Annotated in this window: 32 protein-coding genes and 2 pseudogenes; 23 read left to right on the top strand and 11 right to left on the bottom strand. The window is 54.0% G+C overall.

What is annotated here, in order from left to right; translation table 11 throughout:
• Positions 1–93 precede the first annotated feature (93 nt).
• A pseudogene (locus D3F01_RS02390) lies at positions 94–375 on the top strand (sigma factor); the annotation flags it as partial.
• Here D3F01_RS02390 and D3F01_RS02385 read toward each other — a convergent pair.
• Positions 328–2,184: a recombinase family protein gene (locus tag D3F01_RS02385; protein WP_242885818.1), complete on the bottom strand. Its 1,857-nt coding sequence runs from the start codon at positions 2,182–2,184 to the stop codon at positions 328–330. The pseudogene D3F01_RS02390 and the gene D3F01_RS02385 sit on opposite strands and share 48 nt — an antisense overlap.
• A 98-nt stretch (positions 2,185–2,282) precedes the next feature.
• Between D3F01_RS02385 and D3F01_RS02380 the strand changes: the two genes are divergently transcribed.
• The 4 genes and pseudogenes from D3F01_RS02380 to D3F01_RS02365 form a co-directional block, all read left to right on the top strand.
• Entirely contained in the window at positions 2,283–2,423 is a 141-nt protein-coding gene (locus D3F01_RS02380; protein ID WP_117505164.1) for a Maff2 family mobile element protein, read from the top strand.
• Between the two features lie 132 nt (positions 2,424–2,555).
• Entirely contained in the window at positions 2,556–2,798 is a 243-nt protein-coding gene (locus tag D3F01_RS02375) for an AbrB/MazE/SpoVT family DNA-binding domain-containing protein (RefSeq protein WP_097770648.1), read from the top strand.
• Positions 2,785–3,393 (top strand): L-2-amino-thiazoline-4-carboxylic acid hydrolase, encoded by a 609-nt coding sequence (locus tag D3F01_RS02370; RefSeq protein ID WP_242885816.1) that lies wholly within the window; start codon positions 2,785–2,787, stop codon positions 3,391–3,393. The genes D3F01_RS02375 and D3F01_RS02370 overlap by 14 nt, the downstream gene beginning before the upstream one ends.
• Positions 3,394–3,414: 21 nt before the next feature.
• Positions 3,415–3,717 (top strand): annotated as a pseudogene (locus tag D3F01_RS02365) (DUF4366 domain-containing protein); the annotation flags it as partial.
• Positions 3,718–3,754: 37 nt separating this feature from the next.
• On the opposite strand, the gene D3F01_RS02360 reads toward D3F01_RS02365, so the two are convergent.
• Positions 3,755–4,978: an ATP-binding protein gene (locus tag D3F01_RS02360; RefSeq protein ID WP_242885814.1), complete on the bottom strand. Its 1,224-nt coding sequence runs from the start codon at positions 4,976–4,978 to the stop codon at positions 3,755–3,757.
• Positions 4,979–5,098: 120 nt separating this feature from the next.
• Here D3F01_RS02360 and D3F01_RS02355 point away from each other — a divergent pair, with 120 nt between their 5' ends.
• Positions 5,099–5,476, top strand: coding sequence for a hypothetical protein (locus D3F01_RS02355; protein WP_179860366.1), 378 nt, complete (start codon positions 5,099–5,101; stop codon positions 5,474–5,476).
• Positions 5,477–5,575: 99 nt separating this feature from the next.
• Positions 5,576–6,172: a hypothetical protein gene (locus tag D3F01_RS02350; RefSeq protein WP_242885812.1), complete on the top strand. Its 597-nt coding sequence runs from the start codon at positions 5,576–5,578 to the stop codon at positions 6,170–6,172.
• On the opposite strand, the gene D3F01_RS02345 is transcribed toward D3F01_RS02350, so the two are convergent.
• Both D3F01_RS02345 and D3F01_RS02340 read right to left on the bottom strand, forming a co-directional pair.
• Complete coding sequence (locus D3F01_RS02345) at positions 6,173–7,492, bottom strand: sensor histidine kinase (RefSeq protein ID WP_117536126.1); 1,320 nt, start codon at positions 7,490–7,492, stop codon at positions 6,173–6,175. It abuts the gene before it with no gap.
• Positions 7,489–8,211, bottom strand: a complete 723-nt coding sequence (locus D3F01_RS02340) for a LytTR family DNA-binding domain-containing protein (RefSeq protein ID WP_242885810.1) — start codon at positions 8,209–8,211, stop codon at positions 7,489–7,491. The genes D3F01_RS02345 and D3F01_RS02340 overlap by 4 nt, the downstream gene beginning before the upstream one ends.
• A gap of 215 nt (positions 8,212–8,426) precedes the next feature.
• Between D3F01_RS02340 and D3F01_RS02335 the strand changes: the two genes are divergently transcribed.
• Complete coding sequence (locus tag D3F01_RS02335) at positions 8,427–8,840, top strand: response regulator (RefSeq protein ID WP_179860369.1); 414 nt, start codon at positions 8,427–8,429, stop codon at positions 8,838–8,840.
• Complete coding sequence (locus D3F01_RS02330; protein WP_242885808.1) at positions 8,837–10,939, top strand: hypothetical protein; 2,103 nt, start codon at positions 8,837–8,839, stop codon at positions 10,937–10,939. The genes D3F01_RS02335 and D3F01_RS02330 overlap by 4 nt, the downstream gene beginning before the upstream one ends.
• Before the next feature lie 263 nt (positions 10,940–11,202).
• Here D3F01_RS02330 and msrB read toward each other — a convergent pair whose 3' ends face one another.
• The 4 genes from msrB to D3F01_RS02310 form a co-directional block, all read right to left on the bottom strand.
• A complete protein-coding gene (gene msrB / locus D3F01_RS02325) occupies positions 11,203–12,321 on the bottom strand; it encodes a peptide-methionine (R)-S-oxide reductase MsrB (RefSeq protein WP_242885807.1) in 1,119 nt (372 codons plus the stop codon).
• A gap of 98 nt (positions 12,322–12,419) precedes the next feature.
• The gene (locus tag D3F01_RS02320; RefSeq protein WP_242885806.1) at positions 12,420–13,379 is read right to left on the bottom strand and encodes a TlpA disulfide reductase family protein; all 960 of its coding nucleotides are present in this window, start codon (positions 13,377–13,379) and stop codon (positions 12,420–12,422) included.
• Positions 13,380–13,391: 12 nt separating this feature from the next.
• Positions 13,392–14,276: a 4Fe-4S binding protein gene (locus D3F01_RS02315; protein ID WP_242885884.1), complete on the bottom strand. Its 885-nt coding sequence runs from the start codon at positions 14,274–14,276 to the stop codon at positions 13,392–13,394.
• A gap of 25 nt (positions 14,277–14,301) precedes the next feature.
• On the bottom strand, positions 14,302–14,448 hold the full coding sequence (locus D3F01_RS02310) for a CD1871A family CXXC motif-containing protein (protein WP_165643166.1): 147 nt from the start codon (positions 14,446–14,448) through the stop codon (positions 14,302–14,304).
• A 148-nt stretch (positions 14,449–14,596) separates the two neighbouring features.
• Here D3F01_RS02310 and D3F01_RS02305 point away from each other — a divergent pair, with 148 nt between their 5' ends.
• Entirely contained in the window at positions 14,597–15,274 is a 678-nt protein-coding gene (locus D3F01_RS02305) for a response regulator transcription factor (protein ID WP_156072628.1), read from the top strand.
• The gene (locus D3F01_RS02300; protein WP_242885805.1) at positions 15,271–16,440 is read left to right on the top strand and encodes a HAMP domain-containing sensor histidine kinase; all 1,170 of its coding nucleotides are present in this window, start codon (positions 15,271–15,273) and stop codon (positions 16,438–16,440) included. Before D3F01_RS02305 ends, D3F01_RS02300 begins: the two co-directional genes overlap by 4 nt.
• Positions 16,441–16,455: 15 nt before the next feature.
• Here the strand turns inward: D3F01_RS02300 and D3F01_RS15910 are convergent, their stop codons facing one another.
• Together D3F01_RS15910 and D3F01_RS16005 are read right to left on the bottom strand one after the other, a co-directional pair.
• Positions 16,456–16,587 (bottom strand): hypothetical protein, encoded by a 132-nt coding sequence (locus D3F01_RS15910; protein ID WP_278251974.1) that lies wholly within the window; start codon positions 16,585–16,587, stop codon positions 16,456–16,458.
• A gap of 289 nt (positions 16,588–16,876) precedes the next feature.
• On the bottom strand, positions 16,877–17,050 hold the full coding sequence (locus D3F01_RS16005; RefSeq protein ID WP_347567989.1) for a helix-turn-helix domain-containing protein: 174 nt from the start codon (positions 17,048–17,050) through the stop codon (positions 16,877–16,879).
• 365 nt (positions 17,051–17,415) lie between these two features.
• On the opposite strand from D3F01_RS16005, the gene D3F01_RS02295 reads away from it, so the two are divergent.
• The 11 genes from D3F01_RS02295 (at position 17,416) to D3F01_RS02245 (ending at position 23,802) form a co-directional block, all read left to right on the top strand.
• A complete protein-coding gene (locus tag D3F01_RS02295) occupies positions 17,416–17,634 on the top strand; it encodes an HFLK protein (protein ID WP_097793250.1) in 219 nt (72 codons plus the stop codon).
• Positions 17,635–17,750: 116 nt separating this feature from the next.
• The gene (locus D3F01_RS02290) at positions 17,751–18,278 is read left to right on the top strand and encodes a cysteine hydrolase family protein (RefSeq protein WP_242885804.1); all 528 of its coding nucleotides are present in this window, start codon (positions 17,751–17,753) and stop codon (positions 18,276–18,278) included.
• Positions 18,279–18,288: 10 nt separating this feature from the next.
• A complete protein-coding gene (locus D3F01_RS02285; protein WP_242885803.1) occupies positions 18,289–18,807 on the top strand; it encodes an O-acetyl-ADP-ribose deacetylase in 519 nt (172 codons plus the stop codon).
• A gap of 112 nt (positions 18,808–18,919) precedes the next feature.
• Positions 18,920–19,357 (top strand): hypothetical protein, encoded by a 438-nt coding sequence (locus D3F01_RS02280; RefSeq protein WP_242885801.1) that lies wholly within the window; start codon positions 18,920–18,922, stop codon positions 19,355–19,357.
• A 14-nt stretch (positions 19,358–19,371) separates the two neighbouring features.
• Positions 19,372–20,037: a DNA/RNA nuclease SfsA gene (gene sfsA / locus D3F01_RS02275; protein ID WP_242885799.1), complete on the top strand. Its 666-nt coding sequence runs from the start codon at positions 19,372–19,374 to the stop codon at positions 20,035–20,037.
• Between the two features lie 110 nt (positions 20,038–20,147).
• The gene (locus D3F01_RS02270) at positions 20,148–20,525 is read left to right on the top strand and encodes a desulfoferrodoxin family protein (protein WP_149793754.1); all 378 of its coding nucleotides are present in this window, start codon (positions 20,148–20,150) and stop codon (positions 20,523–20,525) included.
• Positions 20,526–21,034: 509 nt separating this feature from the next.
• On the top strand, positions 21,035–21,496 hold the full coding sequence (locus tag D3F01_RS02265) for a DUF523 domain-containing protein (protein ID WP_005921352.1): 462 nt from the start codon (positions 21,035–21,037) through the stop codon (positions 21,494–21,496).
• Positions 21,481–22,257 (top strand): HAD family hydrolase, encoded by a 777-nt coding sequence (locus D3F01_RS02260; protein ID WP_242885797.1) that lies wholly within the window; start codon positions 21,481–21,483, stop codon positions 22,255–22,257. The genes D3F01_RS02265 and D3F01_RS02260 overlap by 16 nt, the downstream gene beginning before the upstream one ends.
• A gap of 57 nt (positions 22,258–22,314) precedes the next feature.
• On the top strand, positions 22,315–22,764 hold the full coding sequence (locus tag D3F01_RS02255) for a low molecular weight protein-tyrosine-phosphatase (protein WP_242885795.1): 450 nt from the start codon (positions 22,315–22,317) through the stop codon (positions 22,762–22,764).
• A gap of 12 nt (positions 22,765–22,776) precedes the next feature.
• The gene (locus tag D3F01_RS02250; RefSeq protein ID WP_242885793.1) at positions 22,777–23,364 is read left to right on the top strand and encodes a pentapeptide repeat-containing protein; all 588 of its coding nucleotides are present in this window, start codon (positions 22,777–22,779) and stop codon (positions 23,362–23,364) included.
• A gap of 12 nt (positions 23,365–23,376) precedes the next feature.
• Positions 23,377–23,802 (top strand): aminoacyl-tRNA hydrolase, encoded by a 426-nt coding sequence (locus tag D3F01_RS02245; protein WP_242885791.1) that lies wholly within the window; start codon positions 23,377–23,379, stop codon positions 23,800–23,802.
• Between the two features lie 49 nt (positions 23,803–23,851).
• On the opposite strand, the gene D3F01_RS02240 is transcribed toward D3F01_RS02245, so the two are convergent.
• Positions 23,852–24,733: a DUF5131 family protein gene (locus D3F01_RS02240; protein WP_347567986.1), complete on the bottom strand. Its 882-nt coding sequence runs from the start codon at positions 24,731–24,733 to the stop codon at positions 23,852–23,854.
• Positions 24,734–24,847: 114 nt separating this feature from the next.
• On the opposite strand from D3F01_RS02240, the gene D3F01_RS02235 reads away from it, so the two are divergent.
• The gene (locus D3F01_RS02235) at positions 24,848–25,879 is read left to right on the top strand and encodes a macro domain-containing protein (RefSeq protein WP_242885789.1); all 1,032 of its coding nucleotides are present in this window, start codon (positions 24,848–24,850) and stop codon (positions 25,877–25,879) included.
• Positions 25,880–25,882 lie beyond the last annotated feature (3 nt).

Raw genomic sequence — 25,882 nt, 5'->3', positions numbered from 1 at the left:
GGAAAATTGCAGAATGCCATCCCTGCGCTCCGGATTCGGAGGAATACTTTGTGATCTTCCAACAGCATACAGTAGCACCAGGGGGTGCTGTGTATGCTATTAACGCTGCTGCAATTTTTCGCTACAAAATTTCTGGTGCTGGCGCTGCATCTGGAAGCGGGGAGTTTCCCAAAGCCGCTCAGTGCACGGGAGGAGATCGAAACCTTTGCGGCTCTGCGGGCGGGGGACAGGAGTGCGCGGGAGAAGATCATCCGGCACAACCTGCGGCTGGTGGCCCATGTGGCAAAGAAATACTACGCCCAGCCTGGCGACCAGGAGGACCTGATCTCAATTGGAACCATTGGGCTGATGAAGGCCGTGGATACCTTTGACACCACCCGCAAGGCGCGATTTGCGACCTATGCCAGCAGATGCATTGAGAATGCTATCCTCACCCCAGCGAACGCCGGACGGAGAATCGGAACCATCCGTTTCCGGGCCGGAGCCGCCGCCTTCGTCATCCTCCGGGTCTACGGGGAAGGTGGTCCAGTCGATTTCATCCTCCGGTGAACCGAAGAGCACCACATGCGCCACCTTGCCGTCCCATACCACCTTGCGCACCACCGTGCGGATGGCGGCACGCTTCTGGGTTACGGTCATGTGGTCGATGTTGTCGTGGAACACGGTCAGCAGTTGACGCATCAGGTCAAATTCCATCCCTGCCAGAACGCCTTCGTCCGTAAGGCGTTCCAGCTCCCGGATGCGGGAGCTCAGGGTGGCATCCTGTGCATTCAGTTCCTCGATGCGCTTTTTCAGGTGGACAGCAGCGGTGCTGTCGCTGAAGTCAGCGAGCGAATCGATCAGTGCATTGATTTTCCGCTGCGTCTCGGCTTGCTCCTTGCGCAGGGCAGAAAGCTTGGTCTCACACTCGGAACGGTTGCCTGCGTGGGCGGACTTTGCCTTTTCCAACTGCTTCATAAAGTCGCTGGAATGGTCGGCAAGGTGCTTGACCTGTTCGCAGATGGCGGCATCCAACAGATTGCCATTGGCATTCCGGACATTACATAACTCCCTCCGGCTGCGCTCCTTCAGTTTGCACATATAGGGAAAGACCACCTGCCCGTCGGCAGTTTTGCGACCGGTGACCTTCGGGTACATCCGGCTGCCGCAGGAGCACCACAGCAGACCGGTGAGCAAAGCTTCGTTGCCGCGGGACTTGTGGTAGGACTTGGATTTGTTCCGCTCCAGCGATTCCTGCACCCGAATCCACCGGTTCGAGGAGATGATGCCGGGGTGTCCGCCCACCGAAACGATCCATTCGCTGATGGGATTGTAGACTGTAGCACGGCCTTTTTCCTGGTCGCTGCGGTTGTAGGCCAGCACGCCGCGCACACCGTCGAAATCGGACTCCGGGGCGAACAGTTCTGCCTCATTGTCCACAAAATACTGATAGGCGTCCTTGTCTGCAATCAGGTAGACAGGATTCTGCAAAATAGACTTGATGGAAAACCGGGTGAACGAACGCCCGGTTTTTGTTTTGATGCCCTGCCGCAGCAGCTCGGTCTCGGTCATGGTCAGGGAATCGTACTGCTCGTAGAGGTCGAAAATTTTGTAGATGATCTCTGCTTCGTCCGGCAGCAGCTTGAGCTTGCAGGCCTTTTTGGTCTTGCCGTCCACCGTGATGCTCTTGACGCTTTCGGAAGCATAGCCCGTGGGGGTCGTGCCGCCCAGCCAGCGCCCGGTCTTTGCCAATTCGTGCATGTTATCCCGGATGCGCTCCGCGATGGTCTCACGTTCCAGCTGACTGAACACGGATGCGATGTACATCATCGCGCGGCCCATGGGGCTGGACGTGTCAAAACTTTCCCGGATGGACACAAAGTCGATGCCCAGCCGTCCCAGTTCTTCAATCAGGCTGGAAAAGTCGCTGATGTTGCGGCTGATGCGGTCCAGACGGTAGACCACAATGGCCTTGAATTTCCGTTCCTTGGCCGCAGTCATCATCTTTTTGAAGTCCGGGCGGTTCAGGTTGCCGCCGGAAAAGCCCTCGTCCTCAAAGACAACGGCATGTTCCGCAGCGGCATCGCCGTAGTGAGTGCGGATATATTCGCGGCAGAGGTCGATCTGATTTCCGATACTTTCGCCCTTGCCGGTATAGCGGGATTTGCGGGAATAGATGGCAATGGTGTCAGCAGTTTTGGCCATGAGATACTCCTTTCCTGTTGTCCGGTGGCCGTAGATGCGGCTATTGTAGCATGGCAGGCCATGGTCTGCAAGGTTTTAATTATAAAGGAGAAACGACTATGGAATTCTTTAACTCTGCTGTGGAAGTTCTGCAGACTCTGGTGGTGGCTCTGGGTGCCGGTCTCGGTGTTTGGGGCGCAGTAAATCTGCTGGAAGGTTATGGCTCGGATAACCCCGGTGCCAATGCTCATGTGCCATAAAGTAACACCACAATATGAAAGACAGCTATTCCCATTATTCCGTAATCAGTAAAGGTGATTTGACATTTTTCTTGAAGTGGTGTATACTTTTCATGTAAGTATGAAAAACATGAATTAAGGAGATGCTGTACAATGTCCATGCCAAAAGGAAAGCACATATTTGGAACTGTTAAGGTTGGGGAGCGCGGACAAATTGTCATTCCCAAAGAAGCGCGAGAAATATTTGACATAAATCCCGGAGACACGCTACTCGTTTTAGGCGATGAGGAACAAGGAATAGCTGTAGTCAAAGCTGATGTAATGAAAGAGGTTGCTGTAAAGATTTTGAAAGGTTTAGGCCACTTCAAGGGAGGAAATGATGATGAAACTAAATGAAACTACGCTTCCCTTTTTAGAAGTGGATTGTATTCAACAGTTTGGGCAAGAAAAAGGAAAGCTGATTTTTGAGCAAGCAGAAAAAATTTATCAAGAACTTCTGAATAACGCCGACTATCGCAATAACGCCACAATTCAAAATCATTTGCAATTAAAGCTATTTCCAACGTTGGCTTATTACAAGGCACTTCGAGGAGAGGGTATAAACCAAAATGAAGCGTTAGAATATGTTAGAAACGAAACCCATAAAGCCGCAAACGTTCAAAAAGAAGAAATGAAAAAGTTAGGAAGTATGCCTTTTGCATATACCATCTATCGGTTAGGTGTAAAAAAGCATATGCGAAAAAATTTTCCCGATGACGGTTGGACAACGGAATGGGTTAAATGTAATGGCAAAGAGATACACTTCAATTTGCATAATTGCATTTATTGGGAACTAACAAAAATGTATGATTGTCCAGAGTTATGTTGTGTGTATTGTGAAAATGATGATATTTCTTTTTCAGGTTTATTACCCAAAATTCGTTTTGAACGAACTGGCACATTAGGAAATGGTTCGCCATATTGCGATTTTCATTTTCTAAAAGTGAGGTAAAACCAATGATTAAGAATTATTTACCACACCAGCTATTCCGATGGCAGCGGGCAGCAGTTCATCACGCTGGTCAGCAAGTCGGGTGCGACTTTTTATCTGGTCATTGACCGTAATGCCAAGGGACAGCAGACCGTCCACTTCATGAATCTGGTGGATGAAGCCGACCTTCTGACCCTGATGGAAGAAGAGGATGCCGAAGCCTATACTGCTGAAAAAGAAGCCCTTGACCCCGATGCAGATTACACCGAGGACAAGGGCGATTTTGAGATTCCGATGGAGGATGAGCCGGAGGAACCCGGCGAGGGGGATAACGCAGAAGAATAATTTTACTGGCGGCGTTTGCCGCCTTACATATTGAAATTCAGATAATCCAAATCGGGACGATATAGTTATCTCGATCTATGATGCCGACTTTTGGCTTCATGCAGACGATAGCACCTTTCCCGCGTGGGACAGAGGCTTTGTCCAGCAAAGAGAACACCTTCGTCAATTCGGTGCCGGGATTCGAGGTCTTTTTGATTTCGATGGGATTCAGAACACCATCCTGCTCCAGAACAATATCAATCTCTTTTGCATCTTTGTCGCGGTAGTAGTACAAAAACGGCTCTCTGCCGGTATTCAGATAGGTCTTCGCAATTTCGGAAACAACATAGTTTTCGAGGATTGCACCGTTCATGGCACCATACTCCAGAACCTCTGCACTGCTCCACTTGGTCAGATAGCAGACCAATCCCGTATCATAAAAATAGAGCTTTGGGGTTTTTACCAAACGCTTCAGAAGGTTATTGGAATAGGGGTGCAGATAGAAGATGATACCCAGTGTTTCCAGAATGTGCAGCCAATCTTTTGCCTGCTTCTGGTTGATGTCCGCATCCTGTGCAATCTCAGAAACGTTCAGCATCTGCGAGCAGCGGGCCGCAACCGCCGTCATGAAACGCAGAAATTTCAGTGCATCGATGGCATCTGAAAGCTCTTTTACGTCGCGTTCAATATAGGTAGAAAGGTAGCTGCTGTAAAAAATCTGGCTGTTGGTATTTTTTCCGCTTGCAATAGCGGGCATGGAGCCCCGATAGATACGCTCAAAGATATCTTTGGTATCTGCGGGCACAGCTTTTTCCTCGCGGTTCAGCAGAGCGTCCAAATCTACACGGAATGGCTCGGTATCTGCACCGTTTATTTCTGACTGCGAAAGAGAAGTCATTGACAGCACTGCAACACGCCCGGCAAGTGATTCCTGTACCCCGTGCATCAGCTTGAACACCTGTGACCCGGTCAGCCAAAAGGCACCCGGCTCATGGTGAGTATCTGCATAGACTTTGATATAGGTAAATAGTTCCGGTGCATATTGAACCTCATCAATCAGAACAGGCGGCTTATGCAGCTGCAAAAACAATTCCGGATCATTTTTTGCGAGTGCCCGCTCGTTCAAATCGTCCAGTGAAACATATCCACGGGAAGTTCCTTCCATGAGTTTTTGCAGCATAGTTGTTTTTCCTACCTGCCGGGGGCCGGTCACAAGCACAACCGAATATTCCTGCGTGACCTGCTGCACAACTTTCTCAAGACTTCTGGTAATATAGCTCACGTTCATCACCTACTTTCAATTGTTTCGGCTGATTTTTCATATGATTACATTTTAGCCGAAGCGATATGCTTTTTCAAGTGAATTTTGCGAAAAAATCAAGAAGAAATGGAGGAATACTTATTGTCTTATCGCTTAGTAATCGCAGAAAAGCCCTCAGTCGGGGCTGCTTATGCAAAAGTTCTCGGTGCGACAAACCGCCAAGATGGCTATTGGGAGGGAAACGGTTATCTTGTCAGCTGGTGCATGAACCGTTACGTCCGGCGTGGTTCCAAGGGCATTGCGCTGCTGGATGAATCCGGCGGATACCCGCGCCTGCACTATGTCTTTGATGTGTCTGATACGGCACCGCGGCGAAACGCCCTGTACCCGGACCTGTGGCAGATCAATGAATCCCTGAAAGAGCCGGTCAGGTCTATGTTGGCAGAAAACTATGGCGTTCAAAGCGAAAGTTTTGGCCAGCAGCTGGCGGATGTGGCCGGAAAACTGGTGCAGTCCTAGAGTGCGCCCTCCACGTTGATGGGCGTACAGTGTCCGTTCCGCTGTTGAACGAAAAACAGCTCGTGGCACGCAGTACGGCTGAAGATGCTGGGAAGCGGTGTGATCCATACCGTGACGCTGAAACAGACCGAGTGCCGCAAAAGGAACAAAAAAATAGCCGCCGCGGTCTACCTGTATCAGGCGGACAACGACGGCGAATGGGGTAATCTGCGGTTTGACTTTGAAAGCGGCACAGCGGAGATCGTAAAGCTGGCGGATTGGGATACGGTAAAATCTAACATCTTTGCAAAAACGGCGATCCGGTTTGTTCAGGGCTTACCGGAAGCGAGGCTGCTGAAATCCGTGGTCGTGCCGTTTGAGATGGGGATTTCGGAAAAACCCGCCCTTCCGACGAGCACGGCAAAAGCAACGAAGATCAATCCCGCACACACAATTTCTCTGCGGCAGACGGAGTGTCGGAAAACAGGTGAAACGATTACCGCCGCTGTCTACGAATATCTGGTAGACAACGATGGCGAATGGGGCGAGCTGCGGTTTGACTTTGAGAACGGCACAGCCGAGATAGTAAAACTGGCAGATTGGAACACGACAACATCCAACATCTTTGCAAAAACGGTGATCCGGTACATACAGGGATTTCCGGAAGCGAGACTGCTGAAATTTGTAGTCGTGCCGTTTTGGAAAGGCTGGACATAATTATCCACGAAGCATGACCTTTGCGCAGAACAGACCGTCCTGATAGGTAACCGTACTTGCCCCGCCGGATTTTTCTGCGATATGGCGGACGGACTGGATTCCGATGCCGTTTCCCTTGCGCTTGGACGAGCGGAAAACTCCGCTATTTTCGTTGATCTCCCCGTCAAAGGCGTTTTCCGCTTCGATCAGCACGAGCCGCGCGGCATGGACATACGCGGTGACCTCGATCTTCCGCCGGGCGGGAGCGGTGCGAAGGCTGGCTTCGAATGCGTTTTCCAGAAGATTCGACAGCACCAGACACATATCGATCTCGTCCACGGGAAGCGTCTGCGGCAGATCCAGCTTGGCACAGAAGGGGATTCCCTCACGCTTTGCAAGGGCACAGTAATAGCCTACAACACTGTCCGCCGCCCGGTTTTCGCAAAAGCTCATATCCAGCTCCGGGATGCGGGAGACGGTTTTTGCAAGATAAGCCTTCAGACCGTCCAAATCTCCCGCTTCAGCCAGCGCGGAGAGCTGATTCATCTGGTGGCGCATATCGTGCCGTGCCTGCCGGGCTTCCTCGATGGCGGCTTTCAGGCTTTCGTAGCGCTGCTGCTGCATGGAAAGAAACTGGTTCTCCTGCTGCAATCTCGCGTTCCGGTTGATGCTGATCGCCATAAGAAGGAAGATCGCGTTGAAGAAGAGCATCAAAAACAAAAGCGCGATGCTCATAACGATGTAGACCTGCAAGACCCGCCCGGTCTGAAGCGTCGTCGGGTAACGCGGGATCATGAAAAGGTTCAGCAGAATGAACACAAGCGGCAGCACCCAGAACGCATACCATGTCTGCGCAAAGTTATCATCCTCCACCATCATGCGCACTGCGTGGGTGGCGGGATAATACGCTGCGGCAGTGATCAGCCAGCAGACCGCATTATAAAAAATGCAGGCAGCAAAACAGAACCACGGCTTATCCGGCGGCAGCTGCTGCCGCAGTGTGATCGCCGTGCCGATGGCGCGGGATAAGCTGTTCAGGCAGGCGAATACCGCGCAGACCGCCAGCGCAATCGTTCCGGACTTCCAGAGAGAGGTCTGCAATGTTTTGACATACAGAAGGCTCGCCGCAAGTGTGATAACCAGCAGGGGGAGCGCAGTCGGGCTGTTGAAACAATAGCAAAGCAGTCCGCCGCCAAGGCAAAGCCCGAGCAGCAGCGGCACTGCCCATGCCGCAAGCCTTGCGGGCGGCTGCTTCAAATAAGAGCGCACCGGAAAATACGCGAGCAGCAGACCCGGAAAGACCACGGTGAGCTCCAAAATCGGGCGCAGGAGGTCCTTCAACCCACACGCCCCCTTTGCAACAGAAACTCCATAAATGCCTGCCGGGCTGCCTTTAAAAGCTCCTGACTGACATAGATGCGGCTGCCGTCCGTCATACAAAAGGCGGCATCCTGAAAATCGGCAGCGTTCTCCATATTGACGATTGCACCGCGACCGCAGACGAAAAACCGAGGGTCTTTTTTGAGCGGCTCTGTGAACGCCTTGAAGCTCTGGCGCGTGGCAAGCGTTTTGCCGGCGGTGGTGCGGATGCTGATCATGTGGGCAAAATGCTCGGCGGAAACGATATCCCGGTAGCACAAACGGATGTCACTGCCATCGACCTTCACCGTCAGAATCGGCTCGGGGCGCGGAAGCTTTGAGAGCATCTCATCCAGCAGGGCAGAAAGCTCGGCTTCGGAAAAGGGCTTGACCAGATAGTGCAGCGCCCGCACCTGAAAGCCCTCGAGCGCATGGTCTGTCGAGGTCGTGGTAAAAACCAGAAGGCAGTCTGCATCGGTTTTTCGCAGCTCCTTTGCCGTCTCCATGCCGCTTAAGCCTTCCATGTAAATGTCCAGAAATGCGGCGGAAAAACGCTGCTCGTTTTCTGCCGCCAGAAAAGCCTCTCCGCTGTCAAATTCCAGAAGCTCCGCCTCTGTGCCGCGCGCGCGCAGCTGCCGCACCAGGCGCTCCTTCAGTTGCGCGCGCTCCGCATCGAGGTCATCGACAATTGCAATTCTCATGCTATACCGGAAAGCTGCTTACAAACAGCTTCCAACCTCCTTTATAAAATCTTTCATCCTGATTATAGCACAGTTGCCCGGTTCTGTCGCAGCAGAAACCTGGATTTCGTGCCGGAAACCGGGCTTTCGTGCCAAATGCCTTGAAAAGGCTGCGCCTGCCCGTATACTGAAGACAGAAAAACCCCCAACGACGGCAGAAGGAAAGGAGGGGTGTTGTGCATCGAATCGCCGTGCTGACAAACAGCATGGCGCAGGAAGCCTTTTTAGCAGAGCAGCTCCTACGGTTCTGCGCCGAGCATTGTTTGTTTCCCCAAATGGATTGTTACCGCGATCAGGAAAGCTTTTTTGAAGCCGCACACAACGAGCCGCTGACCAATGCCTTGATTGCCCTGCCGGGTGTCGATGGCTTGAACGCGGTAGAGCATCTGCGCACACTTTGTCCCCAAACGCGCATCATCTGGTGCAGTGACCTGAATTTTTCGCTCCACGCCTTCCGGCTGCGCGCAGACTACTTTCTGCTCGAGCCGGTGACCGAAGACGCTTTACGGCAGGGCTTTTGCAGCTGGCTGGACAAGAAAGCGCCGCTCCGGTCTGACCGCAACGAACACAACAAGGAGAACGGTTTATGAAAAAGAGAAATATCATCCATTCTGCGTTAAGCCTGTCCCTGACAGCTGCCCTGTGCCTTTCCATGGCTGCCTGCGGCGGAACGCAGCCCCCTGCGGACAGCAGCGCCGCTTCGGCAGCTCCCGCACAGCCTGCTGCGGTACAGCCCGCGGCGGAGGAACCCACCTCTACGGCACTGCCCGTGAAAGCCCTGCACCCCAAGCAGGTAGATGAGAACCCCTACATGGCAAAGAGCGATGCCAACATCCACCATGACGGCTACAATACTGACTCGACGGATGAGATCCTGCCGCTGGGCATCTACCCCGAGATCAACGTTTCCTACGAGAAAACGAACGCAAACGCTTCTCCCGCCATCTACTTTGACAGCTACGGTCATGCCGTTGTGCCGCTGCTTGGCGGCATCGCCATCCGGGATCTGAACGCCGAAGAAACAAAGACGCTCGGCTATTTCTCCCCGAAGAAGCATGACGGCGGCGGTTACGTTATCCAAAGCTCCTACACCTTCTTGGACGAATCCAACCGCATCGTCTGCCCCACGAGCAACAATCATGTGCTGATGCTCCGCGCAACAGACGAAAGCGGCAACGTGCTGCCCGAATTTGAAAAGGTGCTGGACATCGACATCAAGGCTGCCGCCGAGGCTGCACTTGGCAAGGAGCTGACCCAGAATCTTCTGTCCGTGGTCTTTGATTATGACGGAAACCTCTGGTTTGCAACGGGCGGCTTCCGCATTTATCCGCAGCGCCAGCAGCAGGGCGTTATCGGCTATATTGCCCATTCTGCCATTGATGCAATTTTGAACGGCAGGCAGACAGACCTTTCCAAGGCGGTCTTTGTCCACGAGCTGACCCCCGGCGAGGGTGCAGAAAACGGCATCGCCGCCTCCAAGGAGGGTGCGGTCATCCTGACCAACCAGAACTGCTATCTTCTGCGCGCAGAGGACGGCGTAAACGTTGTGTGGTGCACGCCGTACAAGAGCGCGGGCGCAAAGGTGAGCGGCGAAGGCGATAAGACCACCGGCGGCGGTCTTGCATGGGGCGGCGGCTGCTCGCCCACCCTGACGCCGAACCTTGTGCTGTTCACCGACAATCAGGACCCCGTGAATCTTCTTGCGCTCGATATGAAGACCGGCGAGGTGGTGGCAAGCACCCCGGTGCTGGATGATCTGCCCGAGGGCTATCAGGTAGCCGTTGAGAACTCTGCCATCGTCTACGATGACGGCGAAGGCACCGTCAGTACCATCGTCTGCAACTGGTTCGGCGCGGGCAACGCAGGTCTGGCAGACCCCAACAACGACTCCTCCATCCAGAGCTACGCCAATATTTACGACCAGAACTGGCTTATGAAGGGCAACATCATGATCGCCCCGGGCATTGAGCGCGTAGACACCGTAAAGACCGCCAACGGCTACGAGATGAAGAGCGTCTGGTGCCGGAACGACCTGAGCGATACCTCGATTTTCAAGCTCTCCACCGCGACCGGCTATCTGTACGGCTATGTGCAGGATGTGACCACCGGGATGTGGCAGTACATCATGCTGGACTTTGAGACCGGCGAGACCGTTTTCACGATGGATGTTTCCAATAAATACGGCTACAACAACATGGCGATCGGGATGTACGCCGGCAACAGCGGCAACGCGCTCTACTGCCCGACCGGCTATCTGGAGCTGCTGCGCCTGCAGGACCGTTTTGTGTATCTTCCCGAAATGCCGTACCGAGAGGTCAACCTCGATAAGGCCACACGAAACGTGCTGACGCAGGCACAGTTTGAACAGGACGGAGGCGAAGGCGAGGTTGCAAGCTGGCGCAATACCGTGACAGTCGAAAACGTCCACCCCAACACCACCGTCGCCTTCCGGATGAACAATCTTTCCGGAAGCACCTCCGCGCTGACCCTCTACGCCTATGGCGCAGACGGCAAGCTGGCAAAGGTCGAACCCGCGCTGTGGTCGATCACGGACGAGGACGGCAAGACCGTAACAGAGCTTACCGCCGGCACGCTTTACGAGCTGCGCGTGACCGTTGCCGACGGCGGTGCGTTCGACCTGAGCGAGGCGGAAAAGGAGATCAAAATTTCCGTTGTACTAGCGAAGTAAGACTCAAGGAAGGCTCCGGTGCCAAAAGCGCCGGAGCCTTCCTCAGCCTGTCAAAAAACCACAAAGTCATCTCCCCGTTTCTGATATAACGAAAGAAACAGGGGTGTAAAGCATGCCTTAAATGATTTGCGCCCGTGCCAGCATAAATGCTGATACGGGCGCTTCTCTGTTCCATTCACAGCATATCGGACTGCCCGGTGGCAGTCCGATATGCTGTGATGTGCTGATAGTTCCTTGCATGAGAACTGCCGACCGTTTGCGTCCTATTTTTCAAACAGGTACAGCAGGTATCCGTAGCCCTCGGTCTCCATTTTTTCATAGGAGACGAAGCGCAGGGCCGCACTGTTGATGCAGTAGCGCACGCCATTGGGGGACTCCGGATCGCCGGTGAACACATGACCGAGATGGGAGTCTCCGGCGCGGCTTCTGACCTCCGTGCGGCGCATTCCATGGCTCAAATCCTCTTTTTCCACCACAGCGGGGCCCTCGATAGGCTTTGTGAAAGCCGGCCAGCCGCAGCCGCTCTCGTACTTATCTGTGGAGGAAAAGAGCGGCTCGCCGGTGACGACATCCACATAGATGCCCTTTTCAAACTTATCCCAGAACTCGCCTGTGAAAGGGCGCTCTGTGCCGCTCTCCTGCGTAACACGGTACTGCTCCGCCGTCAGCTTGTCCCGGATGGATTCCGCCGCGGGCTTCTGATAGTCGCCCGGGTCGATGCGCAGCCGGGAAAAAAGCTCCATCTCCGCGCGCGGGATGTGGCAGTAGCCGCCCGGATTCTTTTCGAGGTAGTTCTGATGGTATTCCTCGGCGGGATAGTAGTTCTTGAGTGGGCCGATCTCCACAAAGAATTTCTCGCTGCGGCCGCGCTCGATCTCCGCGATGCGCTTCACCGTTTCTCTCGCGCTTTCATTGGTGAAGTAAACGCCGGTCTGGTACTGGCTGCCTCGGTCGTTGCCCTGCTGGTTTTGTACCGTGGGGTCGATCACATAGAAGTACGCCATCAGCAGCGCGTCGAGGCTCACCTGCTCGGGGTCGTATTCCACCCGCACGGTCTCCCGAAAGCCGGTCTCTCCCTTGCAGACGGTCTTGTAATCGGCATCCGCCTCGCAGGTGCCGTTGGCGTAGCCGCTCTCGGCATCGATGACGCCGGGGATGGACTGCATCAGCTGTTCCATGCCCCAGAAGCAGCCGCCCGCCAGATAGATGACATTGTCTGTGGTATCCATATAGGTGATCTCCTCGTCGGACCGGTCAAAAGCCGCTCCGTCCATGTTTGTTTCCTGTCCGCTCTTTTCCTTCGGCACAGTCTGCTGCCCGACAGCGCAGCCGCTGAGCAGCAGCACCGAGGCGAAAAGCAGTGCCAATACGCTTCGATACATCACGTTTCCTCCTTTCAGGGGAATCAGGACTCACTCCGACCCTTCGAGCGCCATGGGCAATGCAGCGGCGCACAGCAGGCGCTTTTTTAAATCTCGGGTCAGCCCACATCGGCGGCGAGCGCCTGCTCGATGAGCTTTTGCAGCGTCTCCGCCTGCTTCTTTTCTGTGATGGCTCCTACGATGGGTTCACCCACGATATTGCCGCTGCGGTCGACCACATAGGTGGTGGGATAAGCAAAGATGTTGGTAGTAAACTTTCCCGCCTCACCGTCGGAGTCAAAATACACATTCTGATAGGTGGCGCCCTTCTTGGCAAGCACATCCTTCGCCTCGGCGATGGCCTTCTCGTCGCCGTCCAGCGTGAAGGTGTTGACGCCGATGAGGGAGCCGCCTTTCTCCGCCAGTTCCTTGTTCAGCGCATCCAGCTCGGAAAGCTCGCCTACGCAGGGATTGCAGGTGGTGAACCAGAAATTCACCACGGTGACGGCGTTGGCGGAGAACAGCTCGTCGCTCTTCACCGTGTTGCCGTCCAGATCTTTCCCTTCAAAGGCGGGGAACTTCTGCATACTGCCGTCGTCGGGAGGGGTGCTCGTGTCGCTGCCCGCGGGCATGCTCATATCGCCGTCCATGGACTTCTGGATGATCTCGGGATACTTCTCTTCCAACTCGGTCAGCCTGTTTTCAATATTGCTGATCTCCGTGGCTGACTCCTTCAGCCACTCATACTCCTTGTCGGTGAACTGCTCTTTAGCAGCCTCGACGGTATCCAGCAGGAAGTCGCCGTAGTTTTTGCCGTCCTCCTGCATGGTCATGCCCTTGTCGGCCGCCATGAAAACCTTTTCCCACAGCTCGGTATTTTCCGACAGGATCGCGTTCTCCCGCTCCAGCAGCTCCTTGTGCAGGGCGAGTGCCTCCTCGGCGGTTTTCGGCTCGCCGGTCATGGCGGAGCTGTCTCCGCTCATATCCGCCTGCTTGTCGTTGTCCTTTGCGCCGCAGGCTGCAAGGGAGAGCAGCATCATCGCGCACAGCATCAGAGCCAGTATCTTCTTTGCGTTCATATTCGTTTCTCCTTAAGCTTTGTTGTTGTTTTCTCGCAGTGTCGCTGCGTTTTCTTTCTCTTTTCCATCGCCGAAGCCGTAGCGGAAGCACACGGCGTTCGTCGGACAGGCACGGATACACATCCCGCAGCGGATGCACTCGGTATGGTTGGGCGTTTTCGTCACATCCACATCCATCTTGCAGGCTCTGGCGCATTTCCCGCAGGAAACGCACTTATTCTTATCCACCTTCATCTGGAAGAGGGACACCCGGTTGAACAGCGCGTAGAACGCGCCCAGCGGGCAGAGCCACTTGCAGAACGGTCGGTAGAACAGTACGCTCAGCACGATCACCGACAGCAGAATGCTGAATTTCCATGTAAACAGCTTGCCCAGCGCCGCCCGGATGCCGGAATTGGCAAGGGACAGAGGGATGGCTCCCTCCAGCACGCCTTGGGGGCAGAGGTATTTGCAGAAGAACGGGTCTCCCATGCCAACATCGTTCACAAGGAACGCCGGCAGCAGGAAAACCATCACCAGCAGGACAGCGTATTTCAGGTATGTCAGGGGCGTCAGCCTCTTTGTGGAGAGCTTCTTTGTCGGGATTTTATGCAGCAGCTCCTGAAACCAGCCGAAGGGACACAGAAAACCGCAGATAAAGCGTCCCAGTAGGACTCCCAGCAAAATGAGAAAGCCTGTGATATAATAGGAGAAACTGAACTTTGACGAGCCTACCACTGCCTGAAACGCACCGATGGGACAGGCACCGGAGGCTGTCGGGCAGGAATAGCAGTTCAGCCCCGGCACGCAGACGGTCTTCCCTGCTCCCTGATACAGTCCGCCCTTGAGAAAGTTCGGCAGATGCAGGTTGGTCAGCAGTGTCGCCCCCGCCTGAATCCAGCCCCGGAAGCGGGACATGGTCTGTGAAACGCCTGAAAACTTTTTACCCAATGCCAACACACTCCAGACATAATTTGATTGCTTTGCTCAGCACTGTCGCCGCCTCGCCCCGCCAGACACCGAAGCACAGCATGGCGGCTCCGGCCATCAGCAGCACGATCTGCGCCGCTGCCTTTTTCCCGCAGCTCATTTTTCATCACCCTTTCCGATTTTCTGCCCCCATCATAGCGCGGGAGAGTTAAAGTCTCTGTTAAGAACGAAAACTTAACGCAAACCTTATCTGTTTTTGCTATAATGAAAGCAACACAAAAAACGAAGAAATAAAAAGGAGGGCTCTCATGCACCTTTTAGTAATTGAAGATGAACGCGCCCTGTGCGAGACCATCGTCCGCAGCCTGCGGCGGCTGGCCTACAGCGTGGACTACTGTTATGACGGGGAAAAGGCGCTGGCGCTTCTGGGCGTGGAACGATACGATCTGGTGCTTCTTGATCTGAATCTGCCGAAAAAGGACGGCATGACGGTGCTGCGCACCCTGCGGCAGACCGACCGGGAGACGCGGGTGCTGATCCTCTCCGCCCGCAGCGAAGTGGAGGACAAGGTGCAGGGGCTGGATGCCGGGGCGAACGACTATCTTGCAAAGCCCTTTCATCTTGCCGAGCTGGAGGCCCGCATCCGCAGCCTGACATTGAGGCAGTTCACCCAGCAGGATGTGCTGCTGAGCTGCGGAGGCCTGACCTTTGACACCCGCTCCCGTACCGCCGCCGTCAACGGGCAGACGCTGACGCTCACCCGGAAGGAAACAGGAATCCTGGAATACCTGATGGTGCATCAAGGAAGGCCCGTGAGTCAGGAGGAGCTGATGGATCACGTTTGGGACAACAGCGTGGACAACTTCAGCAATTCCATTCGCGTCCACATCTCCGCTCTGCGCAAAAAGCTCCGCGCCGTGCTGGGCTATGACCCCATCCGCAACCGCATCGGCGAGGGCTATCTGATGGGAGGCGAGGAGGAATGAAGCGGCTTTCCCTGCAGTGGCGCATCACGCTGATGACCGTCCTGCTCATTGGCATCACCTGCGTGGCCATGAATTTGCTGCTGTGCTCCTCCGGTGTGTACTATATGGACACCATTGCGGACAGCTTGCAAGGCGGCGGCACGGTGATCCTGAATGATGGCGGAGCGGCGAGCTTTGACCCGCAGCTCATAGCGCCCAACGAGGAGTTGACCATCGTCGTCGATGGGGTGCAGGGGCGCTTCCGCACCACCAATTGGTACATCACGGCGGCGGTAACGCTGCTCAGCGGCATCCTCGCCTATTTCGTCAGCGGACGCGCTCTCAAGCCCCTGCGCAGCTTTACCTCGCAGGTGGAGCAGGTGCAGCTGAACAATCTTGCCGATATGAGGATCGATGAAGACACTATTTCGGAGTTCCGGCAGCTGAGCCGCTCGTTCAACCAGATGCTGGAGCGGCTGAACAACGCCTTTTCCGCCCAGCGGCAGTTTACCGGCAACGCCGCTCACGAGCTGCGCACGCCACTGGCACTAATGCAGGCGCAGTTGGAGCTGTTTTCCGCGGAGCATCCTGATGTGCGGCCGGAGACGGCGGAGTTCCTCACGCTTTTGCGTGAGCAGACGGAGCGGCTGGCACAGATGACCAGGACACTGCTGGAGATGAGCAATCTGCGGCAGGTGGCGCGGAACGAGCGGATCCAGCTCGCTCCCATGATCGAGGAAATCTTCACAGATCTTGCGCCGCTCTCAGATAAGCTCGGTGTCACGCTGACGGCGGAGGGCGACGGCATTATGACCGGCAGCGATGCACTGATCTACCGGCTGATCTTCAACCTGACGGAGAATGCTGTCAAGTACAACCGGCCGGGCGGCTCGGTACGGGTTTCTGTCACTCAGGAGTTGGAAAAGCTCCTGCTCCGCGTCTCCGACACCGGCTGCGGCATCCCGGAGGAGTATCAGCGCAGTATCTTCCAGCCCTTCTTCCGGGTGGACAAGTCTCGCAGCCGGGAATACGGCGGCGCAGGACTGGGGCTCTCACTGGTATGGGAGATCGCCGACCTCCACGGCGGCTCCGTTTGGGTGGAGAAAAGTTCGGAGAAGGGCACTACCATTGCGGTGGAGCTGCCGGCAGGGGCGAAAAACGATTCCTCCGGCGCGGATATCCCATAATAGTCCTCGGCGGTTTCATGATGATCGTTTTTCAACCTCCACAATGTTATCGCAGCAGCTCTCGATCAGCTCCCTGTCGTGGGTGATCACGAGAATGGTTCTGCCGCTCCGCACCTCGCTTTTCAGCCTTTCTGCGATCTGGCGCATAATTCTGCCCGTCAAGACCGCTGGGTGACTCATCAAGAATCAGTATCCTTCCTTTGAAGCATTCTCCAAAGCTATTGCTGATTATATCGACTATTACAATAATAGCAGGATCCAAGCGAAAACAAAATGGATGCCTCCCTCTAAATTCAGGGAAGCATCCATGATGGAAGCTTAATTATTCAATTTTGAACCGGTGTCCAGAAAACCGGGTACATATCAATCATACGCTGCGGGGGTCTTTTTTCTTGCTGCCGTTAAGCAGAAAACGAAAATGAAGGAGATTTATCTTTCAAAACCGCCTATGGACTGCTGCGGCGATGGGGAACCATAACAAACCCAGACAGATTCTTTCAATCGTCTCTACGCTCAACTGGCCTCCCCGACGAGCAGTGGTTTGGATTGTGGAGTACGATATTCCGCATTTCTTTGCCAACACACACAGATTCATATCACGCGCTTGCATCAAATCCTGAACACGCTTGATCGTATCCACGAAAACTCCTCCCATGCATGGAAAACCAGCAAGGATTCATTTGAAATTTATCCCCGAACAAATGAAATCTGCTATAATGCGGGTGCGACATATGAGGCCGACAGAATTTTGAAAGAATTGCCAGAGACATTGGAAGTACGTAAGTCCAGAGACTGCCTGATGATGAATCTGGAGGAGGCGCAGAAGTTCTTTGGTATCACTTTTAAGAAATCGTTATTTCCATGGCTTTCAAAGATTTTTGCATAAAATGCTTTGAAAGAGATGCTTGTTGGACATCACTTTCGATAAAATGAACCTCAGAAGGGAAAAAATATATTTCTGAGGAAGACAAAACAATGTCAAACGGTGATTATGGTTACTTCGGCAAAGGCGATACGGGCTATGCCCAGTACATGACGGCGTTCAACCGCAACTTCGGCGGCTCGTCCGGCGGCGGTGGTGGTGGCGGAAACCACAACAACAATGGCGGTGGCGGCGGGGACGGCAGCGGGTGCGGCTGCCTGATCGCTATTGCAGTGGTCGTGGTGCTGATCCTGATCGTCTTGGGTGGCTGAATCAATCCCTGCAGGTGAAACACAGGTTTTCCCTGTTGGGATTTTTTGAATCCGCTTGTAGAAAGAAACGGTCTATGGTAGAATGAAACCAAAAAAAAAAACAGGAGGGCTTACACATGGTTTTACTGGTTGTGGATACACAGAAAGGTATCGTGGATGAACGCCTGTATGCGTTTGAAAAGTTTGTCAGCAACATCAGGGAATTGATCCGGACTGCCCGCGAACAGGGAATCGAGGTCGTCTATGTCCAGCATGACGATGGGCCCGGCACCGGTTTCTCCATCGGGGATGATGAGTTTGATATCTATTCTGAGTTTGCACCACTGCAGACCGAAAAACGGTTCGTCAAGACTGTATGCAACGCTTTCAAGAAAGAGAGCGGATTGCTGGAATATCTGACCGCAAAGGGCGAAAAAGATGTGATGGTCTGCGGCATCATGACCGACTTCTGCATCAATGCAACGGTGGAGGCGGGCTTTGAGCATGGCCTGCACATGATCGTTCCTGCCTATGCAAATTCCACGCGGGACAACGAGTATATGACAGGGGAGCAGAGCTACCGCTATTACAATGAATTCCTCTGGCCAGATTGTTATGCCGATTGCGTGCCTATGGAGAAAGCGTTGGAACTGCTCAAAAAGTGATGTGTTTACAATGATTTCTGAAAAAGTAAAAAATCAGATTCAAGTGGTGCAGGGGGATATTACCAAACTGGACTGTGACGGCATCGTGAATGCGGCCAATCGCAGTCTGCTGGGCGGCGGTGGCGTGGATGGAGCCATCCACCGGGCAGCAGGGCCGGAACTGTTGGCGGAGTGCCGCACGCTGCACGGCTGCCGCACCGGAGAAGCAAAAATCACCAAGGGCTACCGGTTGAGAGCAAAGTATATCATTCATACGGTAGGCCCGATTTATTCCGGCACAGCAGAGGATGCCGCGCAGCTGGCGGACTGCTACCGCAATTCGCTGAACCTTGCCAAAGAGCATGATGTCCATAGCATTGCGTTCCCGGCAATTTCGACCGGCGTGTATGGCTACCCGCTGGAAGATGCCACGGAGATTGCAGTCAAAACAGTGGCACAATGGCTGGAAGATCACGCGGATTACGCCATGCAGGTGATTTTCTGCTGCTTCGATGCCCGGACGGAGCGGGTGTATCAGGCAAGGCTGTAACCGGAAGAGGTGTGAGAGATGGGCTTTTTCAAAAAGCTGTTTACAGGGATCGGTTTTGCGGCAGGATTTCTGTTCTTCGGATGCTTGTCAGTGATTGTGTATTCATGCAGACGTGAAACTCCCGACGGACGGTCAGAATGACAGTGAAGCGGCGGAGCAGAAACTGCATATCCTGTTGTACAAGTCCACGCTGACAGAAAATGACCTGAATCAAGCGCTGGATGAGCTTCGGACGGAGCGCAGACGGCAAAAGGCAGAGTATCAGGGGGCACCGTTTGCGGATGTGTTTCTGGTGAACCTGATTTTGTCTGATGAGGATAGTGAGCGGGCCTGCATCGTGGATGTGGGGGATACGGGCATAAGCTATGTCATTCCGTGGGGCAGCATCCCGAAAGACCTGCAGGAACCGCTGCACCGCTATGTATCGGAAGCGGAAGGAAAACTCTGCGGCTACTGCAAGGAAGAACTCTGCAACAGCGAAAGCGGCAGGAGGGTCGTGGAACTGTATCTTGGTAAACAGGATGGGCATGGCTCCCGAATCCTGTACTGAAAATGGAGTAAAGATTGAAATACAGAGAAATCGCAGACGGCATTTTTGTTGACCGTCCCAACCGCTTTATTGCCCATGTAGAAGTGAATGGAGCAGTGGAAACCGTCCATGTCAAGAACACCGGGCGGTGCAGAGAACTGCTGCTGCCCGGTACTGCGGTGCGGCTGGAAGTGTCAGACAACCCGAAACGCAAAACAAAATACGACCTTGTGGCGGTACACAAGCAGGGCCTCGGCTGGGTCAATATGGACAGTCAGGCACCCAATAAGGTGGTAGGGGAGTGGCTTGCAAAACAGGGCTACGACTATATCAGGCCGGAATTCACCTATGGGAAGTCCCGCATCGACTTTTACATGGAAAAGGGCGAACAGAAGTATCTGATGGAAGTCAAGGGCTGCACACTGGAAGTGGACGGTATCGGCTATTTCCCGGATGCACCCACCGAGCGCGGCGTGAAGCACCTGCACGAGCTGGCGCAGGCACAGCAGGCAGGGTATCGGTGCGCAGTGGCTTTCGTGATTCAGATGGAAGGCATCACCGAGATGCGGCCAAATGTCAGCACACAGCCGGAGTTTGGCACGGCACTGGCCGAAGCAAAGGCTGCAGGTGTGCAAGTGCTGTTTTTGCTCTGCCATGTAGGGCGGGATAGTCTGGAAATCGTGGAGCAGAGGGAAGGGTGAAGACGGCAGAAAAACGCTTTGCGTGATTCAGTCACAGAAATCATAAATAGGAAATGTTATCATATAGATACAAGAAACACACCGACAACATTCCGATGGAGGATTTCGATATGAAGGCAAAGTTTTACATCTGCAATCACTGTGGCAACCTCGTCACTACCATCCATAACGCAGGCGTTCCGCTGGTCTGCTGCGGGGAGAAGATGAAAGAGCTGGTTCCCAATACGGTGGAAGCCAGCGGCGAGAAGCATCTGCCGGTGGCAGAGCTTTCCGGCAGTCGTCTCACGGTCACAGTGGGCGCGGTAGAGCACCCCATGGCGGATGTTCACTATATCCAGTGGATCTTCGTGGAGACTGAGAACGGTGGGCAGATCCGCTATCTGAATCCGGGGCAGGCTCCCAGCACTGTTTTTGAACTGGGCAGTGAAAAACCGGTGGCCGTTTACGCATACTGCAATCTGCATGGGCTCTGGATGACGAAACTCTAATACAATCAATGCAAACGGGGAGTGATTTGATGTCACTCCCTGTTTTTTGATGAGAACTTTATGCGGTTCTTTTGGTTCGGAACTGTGTATAAATGGGATGGATAAAATGAGTAGGCACACTATATGCGTTTGTTAAACGCTAACAGTGTTCAATTTTTTGCGTGGAATCGTGAAAATGAGACCTGCGAAAAACGTAGAAAATTTGATATGGTTGCGCTGCAAACTAGGACATATTGATGTTTTTGAAACGAGAAGCCGCTGCTGCTCGATTGAGTTGCTGCAGGATCTTTCGTTCTGCCTGAATGTCAGAACGGACTATCTGCTGAACGGAGATGCACCGCATAACAACCATCTGAGGGAAAGACTGACGTTTCTTGCACAGGAATTAGAAAAGATTACGGCGGACCTCCCGGTATGGGGATAGGAAAAGCAAAATCCTCTTTTTCAATGCCCAAAAGCGTGGTAGAATAGGTAAAAGATTCAGTATCTGAAAAACGGAGCGCGCAACAATGAAGATTCTGGTCAGCGCCTGCCTGCTGGGCGAAAACTGCAAATACAGCGGCGGAAACAATTACAATCAGGCGGTTTGCGATTTTGCGCGGGGGCATCAGGTGGTTCCGGTCTGCCCGGAGGTGCTGGGCGGCCTGCCCACACCGCGGTGCCCGGCGGAAATCGTGCAGGGCGTTGTCACGAACAAAGAGGGCATCAATGTGGACCGGGAGTTCCGGGCAGGTGCAGCGAAAGCCCTTGCCATTGCAAAAGAAAATGGGGTGGAGCTTGCCATCCTGCAATCCCGCAGTCCCAGCTGCGGCGTGAAGGAAATCTACGACGGAACGTTTTCCGGGACAAAGATTCCCGGACAGGGTGTTTTTGCCAAGATGCTGATGGACGAAGGCATCCGTGTTCTGGATGCCGGGGAATTGCCTAAAATTATCTTGAAAAATGAGGACGGAAAATGTCAATCAGACTGATTTGCAGCGACATTGACGGTACGCTGCTGCAATACGGCAGGAAAGAGCTGGAAGGCGAGATCTTTGAACAGATACGGGAGCTGCATCGGCGCGGTATTTTGTTTTGCCCGGCATCCGGTCGGCAGTATACCAGCCTGCGCAAGCTCTTTGCGCCGGTGGCGGACTGCTGTGTGTTTCTTTGTGAGAACGGCGGCGTAATCTATAAAGACGAACAGTGCATCGCCAAGAACCCGATGCCCCGTGCACTGGCCGAAGAAATCGCCAACGACCTGTGGACCCGCAGCGACGGGCAGGGCGAAGTGATGCTTTCCGGCCAGAACACCGCCTACCTGATGGAGCGGGGCATGGGAATGCTCCAGCGCATCCAGTTCATCGGGAACAATTATCAAATCATCCATGACCCTTCCGAGGTGCCGGAGGAGATCACAAAAGTATCGGTGTATCTGCACGAAGGCGTAGAATCTTACACGGAGCGGTTTGTCCCACGATGGAAAGAGGCGAACTGCGCTGTGGCAGGGCCGTACTGGATCGACACCACCTTTGCCAATAAGGGCATCGGTGTGCGCAGCATCTGCAAAACTCTGGACATCGACCTTGCCGATGTGATGGCTTTTGGCGACAATTATAACGATGTGTCGATGCTGGACATTGTGGGTGTGCCCTACATTATGGATGGTGCCGCCGCACCGCTGCGGGAAAAGTACCCGAACCATACACCCCGCCCAGAGGATGTGCTGCGGGAGTTCTTGAAGCAGAACTGAATTTTGCACGCATGTGTGCAAAATTCAAAATGATACGATATAAGGAAATATTTTGACATGACGAAAGTGCTTTTCATCTGCCACGGCAACATTTGCCGCAGCCCAATGGCCGAATTTGTAATGAAAGACTTGGTGGTCAAAGCCGGGCTTTCTGATAAATTTGAAATCGCATCCGCCGCCACCAGCACCGAGGAGATCGGCAACCCGGTCTATCCGCCCGCCCGGCGGAAGCTGGCCGAGCACGGCATCTCCTGCGAGGGTAAAACCGCCCGGCAGATGACACGGAGGGATTACGAAACCTACGATTACCTGATCGCCATGGATCACAACAACCTGCGCAATATGGCGCGCTTTGTGGGCGGCGACCCGGAGCATAAAGTGTCTCTGCTGATGGACCATACCCGCCGCCCCGGCGATGTGGCCGACCCATGGTATACCGGGGACTTTGAAGCTACCTGGCAGGATGTGCTGGAAGGCTGCACGGCTCTGCTGGAAGAACTGCGCTGACAGGAGAATTTTATGACAGAGCGTTATTGTGAGGGTGAACGGTTTGCTGACCTGTCGTTCACCGAGGAGGCTTTTGAGGATTGCGACTTTACCGACTGCGTGTTTGTGGATTGCTCCTTTACCAAATGCGAACTGGATCATACCACGCTGAATGAGTGCAAATTCGTGCGGTGTGAGATCACAGGTCTGCGCAGCACTCATTCTTCGGTGCAGTCGCTGGATTTTGAGGACTGCCGCCTGAATGAAATTGAGTGGGCACCGCTGATGTCCAACGGTGCCTTCCCGGACCCTATCCACACGCTGAAAGAGTGCAGTCTGAAATATAACACCTTCACCGAAATGAACCTCAACCGCTTCAACTTTTCAGGCGGAAACGAGATCGTCGGCTCCATGTTTGCCAAATGCGAGATGCAGCTGGCGAATTTCAAGGGTGTAGAACTTCACGAAACGGAGTTCTACCAGTGTGATCTGCGCAAGGCGGATTTCCGGGATGCCGCCGGTTATAAGGTGGACATTCTGGGCAGCCGCCTGAAAGATGCGAAATTTTCGCTGCCGGAAGCGGTGAATCTGTTGGCAGATTTGAAGATCAAGCTGTCGTAAGAAGGAGAGAAAATGCGTCAACTTATCATTGCCCGAAAAGACCTGCAGATGTCTCCCGGTAAGCTGGCGGCGCAGTGCTGCCACGCTTCGCTGGCGTTCCTCACCGACCCCATCGGCATGGGACAGGGCGTGGAACCCATCGAGAAAGACGGAGAAATTACCGGCTATCGGGCAGAAATCATGTTGGAGAAAGCAACCTATGAAGAATGGTTCGATGGCTCTTTTACCAAAACTATCTGCGGGGCAAAGAACCGCAATCAACTGCTGAAAGCAAAAACAATTGCCGAGGAATTGGGCCTTGTGGAAAACAAAGACTTCTTCCTTATCCGGGATGCCTGCCACACCGAGCTGGAGCCGGAAGAATTTGATGAAAACGGAGAAGGCATGACCCTGACCTGCATCGGTTTCCGCCCGCTGCCGGACGAAATTGCACACTAGATCAGCCATAAATTTCATTTGTATTGATTCCTGATAGAACTCCTTTATTTTATAAGCATTTTCCACAGTCACTGCAGCCGTTGCAGATCAACTTGCTGCCGCAGGTCTCGCAGTTTGCGCGGAAATGGGGCGTATATAAATCTTCCTGCGGGATGGGGTAGCCCCAGTCGTCCACGAGATCAAAATGAATGGGCCTGCCCTGAAAATTCATGCCGGATTTACAGGCCATTCGGCTTTGCAGCTGCTTGTTTGGCAGGTGGTAGCGCCTGCCGTCCTTGATGAACACGGTGCCGGTCTCGATAAAGCAGAAGGTCACATTGGCATCCACGCATTCCTGCCGGAGAGACTTGACCCAATCAAAATTGCAGGGGCGGGCACCATCATAGTTTTCGCCGCCGCAGATGACCTGCTCGATCTGCCCGGCGGAAAGGTACTGCCGGATACTCACCGGTCCGATGAAGGGCGCGCACATGATGCCCTTGTGCTTGAAGGGCAGGTCAAACAGAATGGGAATGCGCTCATCGGCGCGGCGCTGGTTTTCACAGGTGACGTTGAAAAAGATGTTGTCCCAACCGCTGCCCCAGTCCGGCGGCAGGCACTCCCGTACCCGCTGCGGCCGTTTGGTGAGCAGAAAAAACACCACATCGCTGCGCTGGCGCATGATGCCCCACGCCTCAGCCCGCCACGGGTCGGCTTCTTCCAAGAAGAAATCCGAGGTCATGCAGACCCGGATCTGCTCACCACTTTGGATTTTGTAGTGTCCGGTGCGGTCTTTCTGGAGCGGGTAGAAAAAGCCGCTTTTCGTTTTGTAGATCTCGGCTCCGTTCTGGTCCCGCATCCGGTCGAGAAAATACATGTAGCAGTTCTGGCAGCCCTCGCTGCACTTGACGCAGCCGTGCCATGGATTCCAGATGTCGTGCAGGAAGCTCACCTTCTTTCGGTACCTATTATTATAATAGCTGCGCGGACAGGAAACAAGAGCACCCCTTGCACCGCCCCATCGGATGTGATAGGATGAAGAAAACCATGTGAGGGAGGAACCACCATGCCGTTTCTGATGATCCGCAATGACATCACCAAAGTGGCGGCGGATGCCATTGTCAACCCGGCCAACCGGAACCTTTTGCAGGGCAGCGGCACCAGCCGCGCCATCTATCAGGCGGCAGGGGAGCAGGAGCTGACCGCTTCCTGCGAAGCCATCGGCCATTGCGATTTGGGCAGAGCCGTGTGTACTCCGGCATTCGGGCTGTCGGCAAAGTACGTTTTCCATGCAGTCTGCCCAGCGTGGCACGGCGGCGCGTTCGGTGAAGCAGAACAATTAGCCAGTGCCTACCACTCTGCACTGAAATTAGCCGCAAAGTACCACTGCGAAAGCGTGGCTTTCCCGCTGCTGTCCAGCGGGAACTATGGCTACCCCAAAGAACAGGCCTTCCGCATTGCGGTGGACACCATCACGCAGTACGTCATGGAGCACGACCTTACCGTGTATCTGGTGCTTTACGACCGGGGCTCGCTGGCCGTGAGCCGGAAGCTGTTCGCCTCGGTGGAGGAGTACATTGACGACCACTATGTAGCACAGAACGATGAAAGCTACGGATTTGGCCGTCGGCGCAGAGAATTGTCAGAGCGGCGGAGGCTTCTGGAAGAAGATGCCGCCGTGCCGATGCTAGGTGCGGTTCCGGCACCCGCCGCGGCACCCAGGATAGCCCGCAGTCTGGAAAGCCTGATGGATAATCTCGGTGAAAGCTTCACCACTCGTCTGCTGCGGCTCATTGACGAGCGGGGGCTGAAAGACTCCACCGTGTACAAGCAGTCCAACATCTCCCGGCAGCATTTCTCCAAAATTCAGTGCAATCGCGACTACAACCCCAAAAAGAAAACGGTGCTGGCCTTTGCGGTGGGGCTGCACCTGTCCGAAAATGAAACCATCGACCTGCTCAAGAGCGCGGGCTATGCCTTTTCGGATGGCTCCAAGCGGGACTGGATCGTGCGGTACTGTCTGGAACACAAAATCTATAACATCAATCAGGTCAATACGCTATTGTTTGAATACGATCAGGAACAGCTGGGTGCGTGATTT

Source organism: Faecalibacterium sp. BCRC 81149 (assembly GCF_022750605.1).
GTDB classification, from domain to species: domain Bacteria; phylum Bacillota; class Clostridia; order Oscillospirales; family Ruminococcaceae; genus Faecalibacterium; species Faecalibacterium duncaniae.
The sequence above is the reverse complement of the archived record's forward strand: the minus strand, read 5'-3'. Positions and strand labels throughout refer to the sequence as shown.

Bases quoted from the DNA above. Each gene is read 5' to 3' on its own strand.
- D3F01_RS02235 (WP_242885789.1), top strand. From the start codon at position 24,848: ATGCCGTTTCTGATGATCCGCAATGACATCACCAAAGTGGCGGCGGAT.
- msrB (WP_242885807.1), bottom strand. From the start codon at position 12,321: ATGTATCGAAGCGTATTGGCACTGCTTTTCGCCTCGGTGCTGCTGCTC.
- D3F01_RS02295 (WP_097793250.1), top strand. From the start codon at position 17,416: ATGTCAAACGGTGATTATGGTTACTTCGGCAAAGGCGATACGGGCTAT.
- D3F01_RS16005 (WP_347567989.1), bottom strand. From the start codon at position 17,050: ATGCAAGCGCGTGATATGAATCTGTGTGTGTTGGCAAAGAAATGCGGA.
- D3F01_RS02340 (WP_242885810.1), bottom strand. From the start codon at position 8,211: ATGAGAATTGCAATTGTCGATGACCTCGATGCGGAGCGCGCGCAACTG.
- D3F01_RS02255 (WP_242885795.1), top strand. From the start codon at position 22,315: ATGACGAAAGTGCTTTTCATCTGCCACGGCAACATTTGCCGCAGCCCA.
- D3F01_RS02315 (WP_242885884.1), bottom strand. From the start codon at position 14,276: ATGTCCCGCTTCCGGGGCTGGATTCAGGCGGGGGCGACACTGCTGACC.
- D3F01_RS02260 (WP_242885797.1), top strand. From the start codon at position 21,481: ATGTCAATCAGACTGATTTGCAGCGACATTGACGGTACGCTGCTGCAA.
- D3F01_RS02375 (WP_097770648.1), top strand. From the start codon at position 2,556: ATGTCCATGCCAAAAGGAAAGCACATATTTGGAACTGTTAAGGTTGGG.
- D3F01_RS02270 (WP_149793754.1), top strand. From the start codon at position 20,148: ATGAAGGCAAAGTTTTACATCTGCAATCACTGTGGCAACCTCGTCACT.
- D3F01_RS02370 (WP_242885816.1), top strand. From the start codon at position 2,785: ATGAAACTAAATGAAACTACGCTTCCCTTTTTAGAAGTGGATTGTATT.
- D3F01_RS02265 (WP_005921352.1), top strand. From the start codon at position 21,035: ATGAAGATTCTGGTCAGCGCCTGCCTGCTGGGCGAAAACTGCAAATAC.
- D3F01_RS02310 (WP_165643166.1), bottom strand. From the start codon at position 14,448: ATGAGCTGCGGGAAAAAGGCAGCGGCGCAGATCGTGCTGCTGATGGCC.
- D3F01_RS02245 (WP_242885791.1), top strand. From the start codon at position 23,377: ATGCGTCAACTTATCATTGCCCGAAAAGACCTGCAGATGTCTCCCGGT.
- D3F01_RS02330 (WP_242885808.1), top strand. From the start codon at position 8,837: ATGAAAAAGAGAAATATCATCCATTCTGCGTTAAGCCTGTCCCTGACA.
- D3F01_RS15910 (WP_278251974.1), bottom strand. From the start codon at position 16,587: ATGCGCCAGATCGCAGAAAGGCTGAAAAGCGAGGTGCGGAGCGGCAGA.
- D3F01_RS02285 (WP_242885803.1), top strand. From the start codon at position 18,289: ATGATTTCTGAAAAAGTAAAAAATCAGATTCAAGTGGTGCAGGGGGAT.
- D3F01_RS02385 (WP_242885818.1), bottom strand. From the start codon at position 2,184: ATGGCCAAAACTGCTGACACCATTGCCATCTATTCCCGCAAATCCCGC.
- D3F01_RS02250 (WP_242885793.1), top strand. From the start codon at position 22,777: ATGACAGAGCGTTATTGTGAGGGTGAACGGTTTGCTGACCTGTCGTTC.
- D3F01_RS02300 (WP_242885805.1), top strand. From the start codon at position 15,271: ATGAAGCGGCTTTCCCTGCAGTGGCGCATCACGCTGATGACCGTCCTG.
- D3F01_RS02290 (WP_242885804.1), top strand. From the start codon at position 17,751: ATGGTTTTACTGGTTGTGGATACACAGAAAGGTATCGTGGATGAACGC.
- D3F01_RS02380 (WP_117505164.1), top strand. From the start codon at position 2,283: ATGGAATTCTTTAACTCTGCTGTGGAAGTTCTGCAGACTCTGGTGGTG.
- D3F01_RS02305 (WP_156072628.1), top strand. From the start codon at position 14,597: ATGCACCTTTTAGTAATTGAAGATGAACGCGCCCTGTGCGAGACCATC.
- D3F01_RS02320 (WP_242885806.1), bottom strand. From the start codon at position 13,379: ATGAACGCAAAGAAGATACTGGCTCTGATGCTGTGCGCGATGATGCTG.